General features: G+C 62.9%; 11 protein-coding genes. 5 read left to right on the forward strand and 6 right to left on the reverse strand.

The features are described 5' to 3' along the window. Positions 1 to 225: 225 nt before the first annotated feature. The gene (locus A5779_RS02735) at positions 226 to 885 is read left to right on the forward strand and encodes a GAD-like domain-containing protein (protein ID WP_064878698.1); all 660 of its coding nucleotides are present in this window, start codon (positions 226 to 228) and stop codon (positions 883 to 885) included. A 187-nt stretch (positions 886 to 1072) separates the two neighbouring features. Here the strand turns inward: A5779_RS02735 and A5779_RS02740 are convergent, their stop codons facing one another. The 3 genes from A5779_RS02740 to A5779_RS02750 are packed head-to-tail and all read right to left on the reverse strand — an operon-like array spanning position 1073 to position 3925. Further along, a complete protein-coding gene (locus A5779_RS02740) occupies positions 1073 to 2128 on the reverse strand; it encodes a hypothetical protein (RefSeq protein WP_131811555.1) in 1056 nt (351 codons plus the stop codon). A gap of 2 nt (positions 2129 to 2130) precedes the next feature. Continuing rightward, positions 2131 to 3648: an antitoxin YezG family protein gene (locus tag A5779_RS02745; RefSeq protein ID WP_064878702.1), complete on the reverse strand. Its 1518-nt coding sequence runs from the start codon at positions 3646 to 3648 to the stop codon at positions 2131 to 2133. 13 nt (positions 3649 to 3661) lie between these two features. Further along, a complete protein-coding gene (locus A5779_RS02750; RefSeq protein ID WP_064878704.1) occupies positions 3662 to 3925 on the reverse strand; it encodes a DUF7161 family protein in 264 nt (87 codons plus the stop codon). Between the two features lie 186 nt (positions 3926 to 4111). Between A5779_RS02750 and A5779_RS02755 the strand changes: the two genes are divergently transcribed. Then, entirely contained in the window at positions 4112 to 4771 is a 660-nt protein-coding gene (locus A5779_RS02755; RefSeq protein WP_064878706.1) for a GAD-like domain-containing protein, read from the forward strand. 12 nt (positions 4772 to 4783) lie between these two features. Here A5779_RS02755 and A5779_RS02760 read toward each other — a convergent pair whose 3' ends face one another. The 3 genes from A5779_RS02760 to A5779_RS02770 all read right to left on the reverse strand — a co-directional run bounded on the left by A5779_RS02760 (position 4784) and on the right by A5779_RS02770 (position 11860). Continuing rightward, positions 4784 to 11035: an alpha/beta hydrolase gene (locus A5779_RS02760; RefSeq protein WP_064878708.1), complete on the reverse strand. Its 6252-nt coding sequence runs from the start codon at positions 11033 to 11035 to the stop codon at positions 4784 to 4786. A gap of 42 nt (positions 11036 to 11077) precedes the next feature. After that, on the reverse strand, positions 11078 to 11311 hold the full coding sequence (locus A5779_RS02765; protein ID WP_236734627.1) for a hypothetical protein: 234 nt from the start codon (positions 11309 to 11311) through the stop codon (positions 11078 to 11080). 66 nt (positions 11312 to 11377) lie between these two features. Further along, entirely contained in the window at positions 11378 to 11860 is a 483-nt protein-coding gene (locus A5779_RS02770) for a YbaB/EbfC family nucleoid-associated protein (protein WP_064878712.1), read from the reverse strand. A gap of 181 nt (positions 11861 to 12041) precedes the next feature. On the opposite strand from A5779_RS02770, the gene A5779_RS02775 reads away from it, so the two are divergent. The 3 genes from A5779_RS02775 (at position 12042) to A5779_RS02785 (ending at position 13908) form a co-directional block, all read left to right on the forward strand. After that, positions 12042 to 12515 carry a hypothetical protein gene (locus A5779_RS02775; RefSeq protein ID WP_064878714.1) on the forward strand — a complete coding sequence of 158 codons (474 nt, stop codon included), beginning with the start codon at positions 12042 to 12044 and terminating at the stop codon, positions 12513 to 12515. 69 nt (positions 12516 to 12584) lie between these two features. Next, positions 12585 to 13454: a hypothetical protein gene (locus tag A5779_RS33765; protein ID WP_131811556.1), complete on the forward strand. Its 870-nt coding sequence runs from the start codon at positions 12585 to 12587 to the stop codon at positions 13452 to 13454. Between the two features lie 124 nt (positions 13455 to 13578). Next, complete coding sequence (locus tag A5779_RS02785; RefSeq protein ID WP_131811557.1) at positions 13579 to 13908, forward strand: hypothetical protein; 330 nt, start codon at positions 13579 to 13581, stop codon at positions 13906 to 13908. Positions 13909 to 13924: the final 16 nt, after the last annotated feature.

Genomic DNA, 13924 nt, shown 5'->3' on the forward strand with positions numbered 1-13924 from the left:
CAGCCAGCTACTACGCACTTCACATTAGCGGGCCGCCGGCCCCCGACCGTCGGACTTCTTCGGCATGATGCGAACAACCCTTCCCCCGAAAGAAGGTGTGCATCAAGCCCGGGCGGTTCAGCACCGCGCCCTCATGCGGCCTATGACCGCCTAGGCCGACCATGCCGGGCACCTTGGCTACGCTAAAAGCACAGCCCTCTGCATGACCGCTACCGGTGAAGGGACATGACTGTGCGTCTGGAACTGCTCAACTTCATATCCCGATGGGGCGAACCGATCGACCCCATCGAGGTACCACAGAGCTACTTCGACGAATACGGTGATCAACTCCCCGAGTTGATGCTCGACCTGTGGCGCGAGATCGGATTCGCCGGATTCGGCAACGGACTGCTCTGGGTATGCGACCCACATGCCTGGCAACCCATCGTCGACACCTGGCTCGACGGCGTAGAGCTCCCTGACCACTATCGGGGCGGACAAATCCCCATCTTCCGCACCGCCTACGGAGAGATCAATTGCTTCAAGCAAGGGCTTGGGCAAAAGCTGACCATCAAACCCGCTTTGTCCAAGATCGCCCTCTTCCGGCCCGGACCGGTTGCGGGCCAGAAGTGGATCGACATGGACATCAGCAGCTTCCTCAGATTTCCTGCTAGACAATTTCTTCTTCACGCCGATCCATCGGATGACGGAGAGGATTACCAGGAGGATCTGTTTCCTCGCATTGTTGAGCGGCTAGGCCGCACCACAAGCGACACGATCTACACCTTTGAGCCCAGTGTTCAAGAGGGCGGCGACATCCGCCTCGAATACGCCAAGACTGCAGACGCCACCGTAGAACTCACACGACTGCGATCCCTGAAAGCGCCCCGCACGCGCGTCTTCTAACTGTAGGGATCGCTGATCAGGCTCCCGAAAATTTTCAGTCGTAGTCACCGACGCCGCCGGTGAACCGACAACGCCTGCGTTCTCTCGAACGTCCTCAGATAGACATCGTTTGAAGATGCGGTCAGGCCTGAGGACGAGTTCGCTTGGAGTCACTGCAGATTGATGCGAGCATGGCCTGTTTCAGCAGTTATGTGCTTTCGACAGTCAGAACAAGGCGGCCATCGTCGGGAGATTCTGATACCGCGGCGGCGAACCCTGGACGAGCGGCGAACCGCACAATGTCGTGACGGCCGTTCCGCCGCTGCGGTATCCCCGGTTGCCCTGCCACCACTGTGGCTAGGTGGCCAAACGGCCTAGCCCGCCGCACCAACTCGTCGATCAGCAAGTCGTTCTCCACGTGCGCCGACACGACGTAAGGATTCGCATTGCCACCATCTTTTACCCATCGCCCAGCCGACGCAGGCCCCACCGTGAAACCAAGGCGTTCGCTGATGCGGCTGACTGTGGAAAGAACCTCGCTCGCGACCTGCGGAATATCCGATCTGCGGACCGGCTTCTTCGGATTCTGGTCGTAGGTCAACGGCACAAGATCGAACTCTGCGTCCAACGGCCACTGCGCGGACGTCCGATAGACGGGGATGTGCCCTTGCGCCACGGTGTACCCGCAGTAGTAGTGCGGGCTGGTGAAGACGATCTCGCGGAGATGGTTTCGAGTTTTGAACGTGCTTGGAATGCGGGGTGTTTTGAGGTCGATCGTCCACAAGTACGGGGCGATCATGTGCTGCCCCGGCTTACCGACGGTCTTACTCAACTCCATCGGAAACGACTCGAGTACCTGGGGCACAACATCCATGATGATCTGGTGAAACGTCACACTGTCCACCGGGTAGGCGATCTTGTTGACCAGTGCCGCAACGTTCGCTTCCCCATAGGGATCCATGAACGACTGGTGCCGCGTCGGGCTTCCCGCTCTCGTATGCCACGACTGCTCTACCCACTCGTCGACAGGGGTGATACCGCGCTCGGCCAGCACTGCGGCCACCCGGCGCATGAACTCGATACCAAACACCGTGACAGAGTTGGCCTGCCGCCAATCCAACCAATGCCGAGTCGACACCACGCCTGCCTCGCAGCCCGGTTGGTCGACATCCGGAATCGGATACACATGCTGCCGACGAAACCCTGTCCGCACCTGCACCCACAACCAGTCGACAAACGATCGATCTGCCCACGGCCAATCCACGACTAGCCGCCGTTCGAGCCACGGACGCGGGCCGCAAAGCGACTCGCGAACGTCAACGCGACCTCATCGGGCAGTGTCGATGTCGATGCTTTCTCGACGACACCATCGTCAGCGACCAGAAAGTACGCACGTCCGATGGCGACCTCTCCCGGCTCTACGGGAGCAAACACCTGCCACCCGGCGTCCATCCGCCCGGCCGCCAGTTGGTCCAGCGGATAGGAAGCTGGGTCGATACGGTTCGTGAGACAGTAGTCCACGACGTGGTCCTTTGCGGTCGCCTCATCGATCGGCGGATATGCCGGCAGCAAGACACCGGCCGCGTCGAGTTGGGAAACCGCCTCTGCCACATCGAAATCCGCAGGTACGCCCTCGATGAACAGCCGGTTGAGGTATCGCTCAGACGCAACGCCCGCCTCTGCGGCACGCACCAGGTTCAGCGCGGCGTATGCATTGCGGTCAGTCAGCTCGACACCGATGCGCTTGAGCACGCCGGCAACGAGGTCGGCGGTGGTCTGTGCCGTCCACAGCCCCGGCATTCCAGCAGTGATTTCGTCGGTCGGCTGCCAACGCTCATCGACGGGCCCCAGCATTGCGGCCTGGGGCAGGTCTGATCGATACCAGTTCTTGCCGTCCCACCAGTAGCAGAAGGAGAGCAGTCCCCGACCAGCGCGCGGATCCAGGTACAGGTTGTGCAGCCAGAGTGGTGCGCCGCGATAAAGGTCAGGCCAGTCGATGAGGCCTTTGTACGCAGCCGAGAACAGCGGGGAGTCGTCGCGTCCGCCGGAAACGACCGCGCGGTTTCCGGGCAGGCGAGCGATCGTGCACCCGCCATTCTCACCGCGATACACGGCAAACGCCGGATCCGTGCGTGGTCCGACGGGTGCCTCTGAGCCACGGCATACAGCGGCAAGTACCGCCGTACGGGCCCACAGCGCTGGAAACGCCGGCAGCTCATCATCGGATTGCCGCACCTCTGCACCCTCCGCGTCGGCCTCTGCCCAGGCCTGGGCCGGTGTTCGCGTCTGTTGGCCCTCGTTCCCCATGTGCGCCAACAGCCACACCGGCGCATCGGATCGTGGATAGGCCTCGAAATCCCGCAGGTATGCCTCAGCCGACAACAGCTGATCTTCCGGAATCGCGATATCCCCGTAGTCGAATGCGACCTTCAGTTCACCGGAATTATCGAGATCGAACAACAGCCGCAGCCATGGACCCTGTTCACCGATGGTCGACTCCCGCTGCCGGCGGACCAAGTCGACCGCCGCAGGAGCCACCGGAACACCCACGATCCGGTCGCCCAAGACCGCAACTGCCTTTGCGATCTCCTCACCACCGGCGAGGCTGAAGACACCGTGCAGCGAGCGCCACCCCGCGGGCGCCGACTGGGCGACGATCCCGGCGGCCTGATCGACCAGAGCCTGGGGATCCGCAGCCGGTTCAGCCGAGACGCCGCCAATATTCGCCTTGGCCAACGACTCCGCGGCATACCGTGCGGGATCGAACTCCTGCGGGTCAGTCACCGATGTCTTCCCTTCAGCTGCGAACGGCCAGTTGATCGAACCGGACGAACGCCACCTTCGACGAATCCCCGACCGGGTGCACCCGCAACGTCAGTAACGGACCGGGCGTATCATCTGCGAGCACCACTTCCGTTGTCCCAGGCGGCAAGTCAGCCGGCCACCCGGCGTCGTCGGTCGGATCAGAGGTGAGCAACCTCGCGGTGGTACCGGCCAAGCCCGTCTGGTCCACCCGGATCACCTGCCACCGCGTTGTTTCACTGGGTCCGTCAGCCACCATTTTCTCAGCATATGCCCGCCGCGGGCCGGCCTGACGCGGCCTATGACTCCCTAGGCCGCAACACCCCATTGCAGCAGCTCGTGTCCTGCGGCTTTCTCAGCCGACGAAATCAATGTATGGCCCCGTCAGACACCATGACTACGCTGAAGAAGTTCAACCCGGCATGACCGCCACAGGTGAAGGGACATGACTGTGCGTCTCGAGCTGCTCAACTTCATATCCCGATGGGGCGAACCGATCGACCCCATCGAGGTACCACAGAGCTACTTCGACGAATACGGTGATCAACTCCCCGAGTTGATGCTCGACCTGTGGCGCGAGATCGGATTCGCCGGATTCGGCAACGGACTGCTCTGGGTATGCGACCCACATGCCTGGCAACCCATCGTCGACACCTGGCTCGACGGCGTAGAGCTCCCTGACCACTATCGGGGCGGACAAATCCCCATCTTCCGCACCGCCTACGGCAAGATCTACTGCTTCAAATCCGGACTCGGACAAAAGATCGAGATTGAGCCGGCGTTCTCGAGTATTGCGCTCTTCCGGCCAGAAGCCGTACCCGATCAGGAGTGGATCGATATGGGTATCACCGACATCCTCGGGTTTCCAGTCAGCCAATTCGTGATCGATGCAGACTATCCGCGCGAAGGCGACGATCTGCAGGAAGACCTGTTCACCCGAATCACTGACCGCTTGGGGCCGACTACCCACAGCACCGTCTACAGCTTTGCGCCGAGCGTTCAAGAGGGCGGTCGTGTCCGCGCGGAGAACGCCACGATCGCTGACGCGGCGACCGAACTTGTGCGACTGAGATCGCTTGAAGTGCCAGACATCACCATCGACTGACAGTCGACGTGGCTAGCTGAAGTTGGTGTACCAGATATCGAGGGGGTCAGCACCACGCCCCGCTGCGATCTGGGCTTGCGCGATCGCGCGTATTGCTTGATAGACCTGTAGATCGCCGTTCGAGCCGGCAATCGTTTGGGTCCATAGTGACCCGAGCGACGAGTTGATGCTGCCGTCAGCGAGTACGGGCAATCCGACGTACGTCGGGATGTGGTCCGCCCCACCTCCTGCACAGTCTTGCTCGTGCAGGGCAGCCAATTGTGAGACCACGTATGCGACCTGTTCGGTGAGGAACTGGTCAGCGTCAGCGAAACGACCTTCCGTAACGAGACGATCAGCCTCAGCACGCAGCTGATGTCGTAGCGCAGCCTGGAAAGCAGTGCGGGCCGGGGCATTTCCGCCGCGTGCTGGGCGAACTTCGCTGTCGTGGAAGATTGAGAGCGCATCGGCCACCTCCTCAGCGGTGCAGCGGGTCAGACCACGCATCTGCCGCTCGAACTGCCACTCGGCGCCTTCACCCACGCGGTTCGCAATGTCCTGCCTGATGTGGTGCAAGTCCACCACCGGCCAATGGGCGGCCCGGTCCTCGTTGCTCATCAGTTCACGTGACACCCAGGCGTCGTCGATTCCGTCAGTGCGGATCCGAGACTCCAGATATTGCCGGGTCACCTCGTCGATCACCGACCGGATCTCGGCATCGAGGTCTACACGCCGTGCCAGCTCCGACGCCTCTCGAAGGCCTTGCAGGCGGTCAAGGGCGGCGCCCACGTCCTCTCCGTTCGAGCGCGCGCGTCGGACGTCGGCGTAGGCATCGTCGCAGGCGACGAATTCGCTGTAGCGGGCAGCCAACCGCCGCTGCGTCTCGTCGATTTGTTGTGAAAGACGCATTTCCCGTGAGTCGTTAGACGAATGCCTCCAGGCGGCATGTTGCTCACGGTTGCCTTCGGTGCGCAGGCGCCTATCTGAGGTACGAAGTAGCCGTCGCGCCCTTTGCAATTGCGACTCCAGTCTTTCCGTACGCGCAGCCAGCTCGTCAGCGCGCGCCGTTTCGTGGGCTTGGTCCGCGGATCGCCGGGCAGCTTCCGCCGCTGCCAGTTCGCGGGCAAGACGTCGGACTTCTACCTGTCGGGTGTCGGCAACTGGCCGCGCCTCGTCGATGCGCTGCTGCGCGGCCCGCAGGGCAGTACCGTCGGTTGCCGGGGTGTGCCGCTCCTGCTGTAACAAACCCTGCAGGTGGTCAACCTGGCTCACGGCGCGAATGAGCTCACGAGATTCGTCGGCCCGGAGCTGGGCATCGTTCAGTTCCGTTCGCTTTGCTGCCAGCTCCTGCTTGAGCTCTTGCTTCCGGTCTCCCTGAGCTTCTTTGACCTGCTTCGTCAGGTCTTTCGCTTCTGCCCGAAGCCGTTTCACCTCGTCCGCTCTGGCCTGGTGTTGCTCCTGCGCACGGTGGACCGCCTCGGCGATCACTTGATCGCGAAGTGCCGGGTCCGTGGGCAGTTGCGACGGCAGATCGGTGTTCTGCAGCGGCCGGTGCGGCTCGTAACCGGACTCATCAGACTGCGCCCGCGTCTCGCCTGTGTGCGTCGGGTCGGAGTCGGGATGCGCTGCACCGATTCGATCATCGGGTCCACCGCGTACCTCCGGTAGCGGAGGCGGACGGTTCGGGTCGAGGCCCAGGCTCTCGTTCACGCTCGGCCTGCTCGCCATCGAGCGGTCGGCAATGGTGTTGTACAGGTCGTCGCCGTCCAAACCCCGCTCGCGGTATTTGGCGACGATGTCGTCCCAGCTCTGGTTGGGGTTCTCCCGGGTGAGCCGCTCGGCACCCGCGCGGTCGCTCATCAGTTCACGGGCCCAGGAGCGAAGTTCGTTGCGCGCCTCGAACATTGCCCGCGCCCGTGTCTCCGGATCGACGCCGCGTTGCACCAGGTTCTCGTGAAGCGCGTGCATGCGCTGCTCACCGTTGAGGTACACCGAGCGCACCTCGTAATCCGAGAGCGATCCCGGGTGGTAGGCCGGTAGGTCGAGCAGATCTGAGATGTGGTCGGGCGGGTAGTCGTGGCCCTCGGTTCGGTCTTGCGCGGGCAGTTCGGTGGGATCACGGTGTTCCGGTGAGTCACGGTGTGCCGCGGCGATACGCTGGTCGTCGCCCGACCTGGGGGTGTGGGTGGTATCGGTGTTTGGGTGGGTCGGCGTTCCGTCGGGATGGAAGGTCGCGATCTGAGTGTGCGAGACGTGGTCGAGACCCTGTGGTGGCCACGGGCGCGGAGTCCGCTCGTCACCTTCGTAGACGAGCGGCCGGCTCGGGTCGTCGAGATTGGGCTCGACGGCATAGGTGTGGGAACCGGGATGACCGTCGGGCAGACCGTTGGCGTGGTAAGTGTCGACGACGATGACGCTCTCGCCTCTGCGAATCGCAGCGAGGATGTCGTTCAACGTCGCATCGCGTAATTGGGTGCCCAGTGCCCGTTCGTAATCCGACCGCGGGACACCGCGATCCCCGTACTCGCCATCGACCGGCTTGACGGTGGTGTCGGGATGACGTTCGGAAAAGCCGTAGATGGTTCGGGGCACACAGTCGTTCGTCGGATAACCCAACGCGGGGTCGGCTGCGCGAGTGCGCGCCGGATCACCGAACATCGCGTCCGGATCCCGGTGATTCGTCTCGAGGCTCAGCTGATCGGTGTTGCCGGTGAGGATGTGGCTGAAGTTGTCCAGCGACTCGGTGACCCGGACATTCGGATCGTCGCGCAGCAGAACCGGATCCCTACCTGCGAACTCTTCGGAGGCAAAGTAGCGCGTGTGTGGCTTGATTCCACCGAGATGCTCGGGCGAATTGTATTGCGCGGCAAGCCGGTTCGCGCCGAACTCGGACATTGCCGGGTCGAAGCCCTGGCCCAGGCCGGACAACCGACCGCTGAGCCCGCCGGCGAGGTTCGAGATTCCCATCGCCAAGTTGGTGAGCGGCCCGTATCTGCCCTCGACCACGCCCACGAAGGTCGACGTACTCAGGTTCTGTAGGTAAGTACTGGCCCGGTTCGGTGTTCCGTCCATGTGCGAGCCGGTCCACGTGACGACGTCGCGGCTCGCCGACGCCACATAGACATTCTCCGCGCCGATTCCGAATTCCCTTGCATGCGCGAGTGGTCCGGCGCCCGGGGAGCCGAGCAGTGTCACAGTGCTGACGTAGTCGCCAAGCCGGCCTCCGACGCCCGCGTGAGCCGTGGTGGTCGAACCGTAGGAATGGCCGAACAGGTGGATATTCGGACTGTCGGACCGCGAACCGACAATGCCGGCGACGTCATGGGCCAGACGGTGACCGCCCGCTTCAGCGAACTGCTGGGTCGCGGTTTCTCGTCCAAGCTTGATCGGGTTGCCGGAGGGCGCGTCGTAGCCGATCCAGGACACCACGGCGGTCTCCACGTCACCCTGTTCCCTGCGGGCTCGGATGTGGTGATTCTCAGCGTTGTCGACGTTGAGTCCGATACTGCGGATCGTCGTCGTGATACCCGGCGTGTGTACGGCCACTGCAGTAGCAGTATCGAGATTGCCCACGGCAACTGCGATCCGACCATCGCCGTTGAAAGCCGTCGGGTCGTATGTGTATAGCTGGCGAGGCTCGGCATTTTCGGGATGGCCGTAGACCGCATTCCACACGGCGTCCGCATTCCGCGTCAACACGCGGATGTCGTTGCTGTCCGTGAACAGTGAGGCAAGTCGCTTCAGTCGGCCTGGCTCGGTATTGGGAAGCTTGAATCCGTTCTCAGGATCCTCGACGGAACTCTTCGGGCGCGCGACGGTGTCAGGGTCAGCCAGGTGCGCGTTCATCGCGTCCGCGTATCCGCGGATCGCATCGGCGTGCTGCGGATGGACCGCAACCATGTCCTCGACCAGGTTGTGCCGGTTGAGGACATCGCGCACCGAGGCCGGCAGGCCGTCGAGGTCGCCGAGATCGGTGCGGTGTCCATCCCTGGTTTCCTGGGCGATTACCGCGTCGCGCTCGGCCTGGGTCAGGTCGCTCCACTGATCGCGGACCCGCTGCGCCGCATCGTGCACGTCGGCCGTCTGGCCGTTGTCTTGATCGGTGCGGTGTTGTCCCAGTTCGTCGACAATCTGTGCCGGATCACGTATTTCGCCGTTCGTCGGGGTCTGGTCCGAGTGGTCGGCGTCCTCGCTGGGACGTGCGCGGCCGCCATCGCGATCGGGCGGCTCACCGTTCCGTGGTGGCTGGCCGTCTGCCGGGTCGCGTCGGGCGCCGATTCTGTCGGCGCCGTCGACTGGGCGCTGGCCCGGACGCGTCGCATTTGGTCTTCCGCTGTCCCCTGCCCGTGTCGAGACACCATCGCCGCCGACGTTCGGCAGCACCGGGGTTACAGCGATGGGCGGGATCGCCGATTCCGGTTTCGCATCGGGATCCTGGTGATGCTGTCCGTCCTGTGAGTCGGTGGCCTCTTGACCCGAACGATCTTGTGCAGCATGGATTTCTGCGCTGCGCGCGGTCGGAGTTCCCGCAGGTTCGGTCGAGGTATGCGTTGTCGACGGCTCCGACAGCGACGGTCGCGCGGTGGGTGCAGGCGTGTCGGTCGGGCTCGCCTTGGCGGGGGTCGCCGGCGGTGTCGACGGGTTGTTGGCTGGTGTCGTTGGGGCTGGCGTAGTGCTCGGGGATGTCGGCGTGGACATCGACGGCGTACTCGGGGCGGCCGGTGTCGACGCGGCCGGTTGTGCGACGGGTGCAGACTGCTGCGGTTCGGTGGTCGTGTGTTCCGCCGGGGCCGTATGAGTGGCCGTGTCGGTATTGGCGTCTGTACTGGTGTCGGTCGGGTGGCCGGCAGTTATGGTATCCGGCCGAGTGTTTGTCGACTCGGTCGGATCACCGGTGTGCTTCGGGTCGCCGGTGTGGTTGGGCTGTTGACCGGCATCGTTTGTGGGGGTGCTGTTCTGGTTCGCGGGCTCTTGAGTACCGGACGTTTCATTCGTCGGCCCGCCGTCGTGCTGGGCTGGGCTTCCGTCCCGTCCGGCCGGAGCATGGCTGTTCTCCGAAGGGGCGGAAGGCCCGCTCTCACCGTTCGTTGGCGTCTGCGATGTCGGTGCGGTGTGCGACACCGGATCCTGGGAGGTGCTCGTGGCGGGTGTCGCGGCAGAAGTGTCCTGCGAGGAAGACACCCCGGCGTGGCTGCCGTTATCCGAGGGCGAGGTCGCCGGCGTAGAAGTCGAAGTGTTGCTAGGTGATTGGCTGTGACTGCCATTGTGGGACTGCTGCCCGTTGTTGCCCGCTTCGCCGCCGGGATGGGAATCGTTGGCGCCGTTGGTGTCGGGACTTCCGGGTGAGCCGGTATCCGGTCGACCGTTACCGTTGGGCGAATTGCTGTGGGAGCCGCTCTTGGCGCCGTGCACGCCGCCGGTCGCGGCGCTGCTGGCCGCACCGCCGAAGATGGACACGGCGTCCAGCTCACCACCGGTGCCGAGCGTCCCGGCGACGTTGCCGGCTATGCCCGCCCCGTAGCCGCTCAACGCGCCCTTTAGAGCGTTCGTCACGGGGTTGTCCGACCGGCCCATAGCCCTGGTAAGGCCCTCGCCAACAGGTGATCCGACGGCCCCACCGATTCCGGAAGCGGCTGCAACGATTCCGGCCTGCTTCCAATCGATTCCATCTCGATTGCCTTGAGCGGCCTGGAAGCCCTGGATCGCCAGCTCTTGGCCGAGGCCGATCGCAATTTCCTGCGCGGCTTCCCTGAGCAACCTTCGGACCAAGGTCTTGGTCATGGCTTCGCCGAGCTTCTTGACCAACTGCCGCAGCAACATCGCCACGATCTGACGTACCGCCATCATCGTGGCCGCCTCAGTCACCGGAATCAGACCCAGCGACCCACCAAAAGTCTCCGGTGCAGCAGCAAGCGCCCACGCAATCTCAGCGGCAGCAATCGCCAATGACGTAAGAATCTGCAGCTTGGTGTACTCAATCTCAGTACCCGCACCGTCGGCGAGATCACCCAACGCCGACATCGCCTGCGACAACTTGTCGACCGAATAATCCCCATCGAACAACATCGCGAACTGCTCTTCAGCAGCATCGGCCGTCTCACCCATCAACACCGAGAGCGTTTCCGAACGCACTCGGTTCAAGTCGGGGATCAGATCCGATAGGTCATCGGCCGCATCACGCCAATAGTCGCCGATGCGGCGCATCGCGTCCTCATCGCCCTGAGGCCACTCCGAACCGGTCAGATAAGAAACCCACTGCAAATAACCAGGGATCTGGATCGTCACCGGCGACCCCCAGCGTCAACTAACAATGAACCGCAGACCGGCCTACGCCTGGTCCTGCCCTTCAAGCGTGTCCGCGGCGGTCCGCAAGCCCTCTGAGTAGTTGTCGAGCAGGCCCGTCTTGGCATCGATCGAGCCATCCACCCAATCCAACTGACCCAGGTACCCACTGTCACCGTTGGCGAACTGATCACCGATCTTGTCATCTCCCCAGGCAGCGCCCTCACCGCTGAGCTTGGACTGCAACGACGACAACACACCCTTCATCCGCGAACTCACGTCATTCAAATGATCCGACGTGGAACGCAAACCCTCCGGTGTCACACCAAGCGGTTGACTCATTTCCTAACCCCTCACATTCGTCCGGTAAGAACCGTCGTCATCGTCAAAGTCGTCATCACTGCGATCCGCTACCGGATCGGGCGCACCAGGCGTCGCCGGTTTGATCGTCAGATCAGGCATGAACTCGCGAAAGTCCGGCGCACCGTCAACAATGTCGGACAACACCGGAAGTTGCTTGCGACGCTCAGATAGCGGCACCAACAGCTCCGCGGAGCGTTTTCCAACCTCCCGAGCCGCAGCCTGCACCGCGCTTGTGATGTATTCACCCAGGTCAGAGAAGTCGAACTCGTCCAGGTACGACTCGTCGATCACAGTTCGGGTGAGAATCCCCTGCGCATTGACGGTCACCTCGACGGTGCCGTCGGCCACAGCCGCACTCGCGGTCAACGCAGCACGCTTCTTCTGCATTGCTGCCAAATCCGCCATCTGCTGCTGGGCAAGCGCCAACACCTCCGCCAGCTCATGCCGAGCCGCATCGTTGCTCACGTGCTTCAACCCTCCCCCGAAATCGCACCCCCACCCGACGGCGCAACAATTCCACCAATTCTGACAGAACCCCCACACCCCAGCCAACAGCAATCTGACGTGAGGCCAGCAAACACCCGCCCATACCACCACGCTTGCCTGCGAGACCGGGCCGTGTTTGACTCCGCCTATGGTTACACGGTTGGGAAATGCCGCGTTGTTCACCGCAGCAGTGCTCGGCAGCGCCATCACGCTCGTCGCATGCAGCGCTACCACCGAAGACAAAGGCAGCGACGCACCGGGAAAGCCGGCGGACTCCGCGACCTATGAGGTGCCGACGGCCACGGGCAGTTCAGACGAGATACCGGCCGACTTTCCCAAAAAGATTCCGGTAGTGAAGGGCTCCTACACCAAAGGGCTCTCCACCGGAGTCAGCCGCAATCTGAGCGTCACCGGCATCGAAGCCTCGGCGTATGACGAAGCCGAAAACCTGCTCACCACGGCGGGTTTCCCCGCTGTACCCGACCCCACACGTACCGGCGAAAAATGCGACCGCACCTCCGAATTCGGCAGCATCACGCAGAACGATTATTCGATTACCCTGTGCGGCAACGACACTGCTTCAGGCTACGAACTCACATACAAGGTGTTCCTCGGCGCGTCCGCTACGCCCTAGTCGGCATGCTGAACACAGCTCTGCAACTCGAATCGATACACGCCGCTGCCCGCCGTCTAGTCTGAGCCCATGTCGATGCACCCAGCGCAACTCGATGAACGCGGCCAGGCTCTGGTCGAACGCATCGTCAGACAACTGCTGGAAGCGCTACCCCAAAACTGGGCCCAACTGCACGTTGAATGCGGCCCCAACAACATTGTCAGCGCCTACGCCGGTATCCCCGGCACCACGTCGCAATGGCTACCGGTCCCGCCGGAAACGTCTGCCCTGCTCATCGAATGCCTAGACGCCCAGACAACAAACACGCCATCACCGGCACAACGCCTGGTCATCGACTGTTACCCCGACGGCCGCCTCTCCGCCCACCTCGAAACCGCCCTAACGGACCCATCCCCAGCACAGCAAACGCCCTGGAACCCAACGCCGACACCGAAGCCTGGGCGTGGCCCCAGGGGACGGCGACTGACAACCGTGCTGGCCGCACTCACCGTCGGATGCCTGGCCGCTGCGGGTCTGGTTTTCGCATTCGGGTGGCGCTGGTCAGGCCCGCCCGATGCCGATATCGAGCTGCTCGCGGCACCGCCACCACGTCAGCAACAAGCCTTCGACGTGCTCAGCAGGTGGTACCAAGCCATGAACGACCACGACATAGCCGCGGCGCAAGCGCTCAGTTGCCCGAACCTGTCTGGACCGCCGCTTGCTGAGTACGACGCAATGAAAGGCAATTATCAAGCGGGGCGCGACTACATCGAAGCAATCGTCGAATTCAAGGACAGCGGAACCCAGGTATCGGCGAAAGTGCTATACCGCACCTTCCCGCTAACGGACAAGGCGAAGCAAGCCGCCGAAGTTCAGCAGCAATCAGGCACCGGCGTTTCTCACCGACTTATCTCGCTAGTTGACGAATCCGGCGAGTTGAAGGTGTGCGGCGGTGAGTGATCCCCGCGGCCGCACACCGTGGTGGCTTTACCTGGCAGCGACCGCGGCGATCGGATTGCTGATCGTAGCGATCATCGGACGCGACCACGGTCCGACATTGCGCGCCATCGCAGCCAGTGAATCCATGACCGACATCGAAGCACACGACGTCGCCGAGAAGACCCTGCTGGCGTGGGCGCGAGAACGCAACGCCGGCAACGCCGAAAATCTCAACGAACTGACCAGCCCCGATACGCCATCCGGATGGGTGAGCGACCAACTCAGCGCGGTGGAACAGGGCGACAAGCCACCGCAATGGGACATCGTGGCGACGAGTGGGTTTACCCGCAACGGGACTGTGTGGACAATGAACGGGTTTGGCACCACCGACGGTGCGATGTTTACGTTTCGGATTGGCGACGACGGCCGACTACGCATTTATTCGAGAACCCCCGTGCCGTTACCAACGAGCTGAACGCGCAGTAAGGAAT

This window comes from Mycolicibacterium peregrinum, from assembly GCF_001665625.1.
Lineage (GTDB): Bacteria > Actinomycetota > Actinomycetes > Mycobacteriales > Mycobacteriaceae > Mycobacterium > Mycobacterium peregrinum_B.

Coding starts and splice junctions, on each gene's coding strand:
- A5779_RS02755 (WP_064878706.1), top strand. CDS start 4,112: ATGACTGTGCGTCTCGAGCTGCTCAACTTCATATCCCGATGGGGCGAA.
- A5779_RS33765 (WP_131811556.1), top strand. CDS start 12,585: ATGTCGATGCACCCAGCGCAACTCGATGAACGCGGCCAGGCTCTGGTC.
- A5779_RS02785 (WP_131811557.1), top strand. CDS start 13,579: ATGACCGACATCGAAGCACACGACGTCGCCGAGAAGACCCTGCTGGCG.
- A5779_RS02735 (WP_064878698.1), top strand. CDS start 226: ATGACTGTGCGTCTGGAACTGCTCAACTTCATATCCCGATGGGGCGAA.
- A5779_RS02750 (WP_064878704.1), bottom strand. CDS start 3,925: ATGGTGGCTGACGGACCCAGTGAAACAACGCGGTGGCAGGTGATCCGG.